The organism is Bathymodiolus azoricus thioautotrophic gill symbiont, from assembly GCF_001298715.1.
GTDB lineage: Bacteria > Pseudomonadota > Gammaproteobacteria > PS1 > Pseudothioglobaceae > Thiodubiliella.
In genome coordinates this window covers 1-2,376 of the sequence record NZ_CDSC02000399.1, presented here as the reverse complement: position 1 = coordinate 2,376, position 2,376 = coordinate 1, and the positions used below count along the sequence as shown (strand labels likewise).

The window sequence follows — 2,376 nt, the reverse complement described above, 5'->3', positions numbered from 1 at the left end:
AACTATTTGTATACACATACTGTTGTTATCATCGTTCCAGGCATTTGCATTTTCTATTACCACGGAGGCTAATATTTCTACGCCTGAAAACACAGCCAAGGTGATTGATCTTACCACTGATGTCAATAGCGATATTGGTTTTACCTCGATAGATTTTGCTATTTTGCCTGGTGCAGATGCCAATAAGTTTACCTTAGCAGGTAATAAATTAACTTTCAAAGCCACGGATTTTGAAGCCCGAAGTGATGTCGCTTATCGTGTTAAGGTACAAGCCACCAAAAAGGTACGCATTCTTGGGGTCGTCGCCTCCACCATGACAGCTGAAAAAACCATCACTGTTACAGTTGCCGACCTAGACGATGAAGCGCTGACCAATATCCAGATCAGCAATACTAATCTTATCGCAGGTCTGCCCGCCGACACCCTGGTTGGTACCCTCAGTGCTACCGATCTAGATACTGCTGCTGATGCCCTCACTTTTACCACCACCAGCACTGATTTTAAAATCGTCAATGGCAACGAACTCGAAACTAAGCGTTCCATCACTGCTATTGGTGATATGACTATCACCGTCACTGTTAGCGATGGCATCCAGAGCGCCAATCAAGAATTTTCTATCAAAGTTACAGAAAAAACAAAGGATACAACCGTAGAGGAGCCAGTGGTGACTGCCCAAGCTGTGCGAAAAGAAAGCAAATCTGCCAGTAAACTCTTACTCTCTAAAGTCGGAAGAACATTGATGGGGCGTTTATCGCATATTCGTCATAAAAACAAGCAAAAAAGCAGTTTTAGTGCCAATGATTTTGTTAACGGCATTCAGGTCAGTTTTGCCGATAGCCAAACCAACAGCTTTATCAATCGTGTACTAAGTGCCAACGGGCCGAGTAATGTCATTCCCACCTCCAGCCGTAAGGTTGAGCGTTGGGATACTTGGACGAGTGCCGAAGTGGTGATTGGTAAAAACAACGGGGAAGGGGCAAATAAGACTAAGTTTAATCTTAAATCCCTCAATATAGGTATGGACAGACGCATAGCCAAAGATAAAATTATCGGCTTTTCTCTTGGCTTAGGCAAGCAAAAGCACACTGCTACGGGCAATAATTTCTCAGGCGATATAGATACCATGCAATACATACTGTCTAGTTACGGCGCATTAGAACTCAATGACAAAGGCAATATTGAAGCAGTACTAGGCGTCGCCCAAGCCACGCACAAAATCAGCAACAGCAACACGCCAAGTGCTGACCAAGACAGCGATGGCTTTTTTGCCAGCATTGCTTACCGTACAGATTTACAGGCTCAGGGCGTAGACTTATCGCCTTTCATTCGCTACGACATCAGCCGTATCAAGATGAAAGCCGATGACATACTTACCAACAGCGAGACTGCCACCGACGAGGCAATTGCCCTTGGTATTGAGATTAATAAGCAAGTGAACTACCAAGATGGACAACTTACTCGCTTTGTGAGCGTGGAATACAAATCCGATATTCGTCGTGATGACAGTGATTACCGTAGCAAAAATGCGGAGCAAGAAGTGAGCGTGAAACTGGGGCTGGATTATCAGAAAGACGACACCACCGCTTCTGTTAGTTATAAGCGTATTCAATCTACCAATAATAAAGCGCATAGTAATGGTATTGAAGGTGCTGTTCGATGGAAGTTTTAATGAGCCTATAAAAAAGGACGCCTAAAAAACCCCAGTATAAATTAACCAACAAGCCTGAATGTATTTCTACAGGTATTCTTGAAAGAGAAAAGTTGCTATAATAATGTCGTTTGTTTGTTTTGAAGTGGGCGAGGGTATTGAGAAAAAGGAAGAGAATTTTGCTGATAAAGTAATGGCTCAGGTTAAAGACTAATCTTTTTTGCTTTGTATTTTTGTTAAGCAAGACACCATCATCCCTAAGTTATCACTAGACTCTTGTCGGTATTCGTCGCTCCAGTTAGATTGTCGGCAATAGCCTTAAGATTACTCGCTGGCAATTTTTCTAATGAGGGGTATTTAGCGTTTGCCAAGTGATCAGTGTATTTCCCTGTTTTAAAAGCCCTAGGTCGTCATCAAGTTTAGCAACTGCGCTAGCATCGGAGGTTTTATTGGCTTGTAAAATCTTCTTAGTTTTTCTGCTACTTCTTGGACTTTTGCAGGGTTTAATGTAGGAGTCTAAAATTATACAACAAAAAAAACTTACACAATTATCTATTTTTAAGGTAAAAATATATATGGGGAGCGGATCATAATGCTTTATAAAAAAGTAGTTAGTTTTATACAATATAAAGTACATTTTATTTTTAATACAGAACTAGAGAATATCTAGGATCCATGCTGATGGACAAAGTGTAAAAAAACATTTTGCCAATTATGCGCTGTTACTT

Annotated in this window: 1 protein-coding gene and 1 pseudogene; both read left to right on the top strand. The window is 41.1% G+C overall.

Annotation, left to right across the window (positions count from 1 at the left end; translation table 11 throughout):
• The coding region (locus BAZSYMA_RS07735) for an autotransporter outer membrane beta-barrel domain-containing protein (protein WP_143243157.1) at window positions 1-1,669 on the top strand (1,669 nt) is incomplete at its 5' end.
• A gap of 82 nt (window positions 1,670-1,751) precedes the next feature.
• A pseudogene (locus BAZSYMA_RS09710) lies at window positions 1,752-1,862 on the top strand (translation elongation factor Ts); the annotation flags it as partial.
• Window positions 1,863-2,376 lie beyond the last annotated feature (514 nt).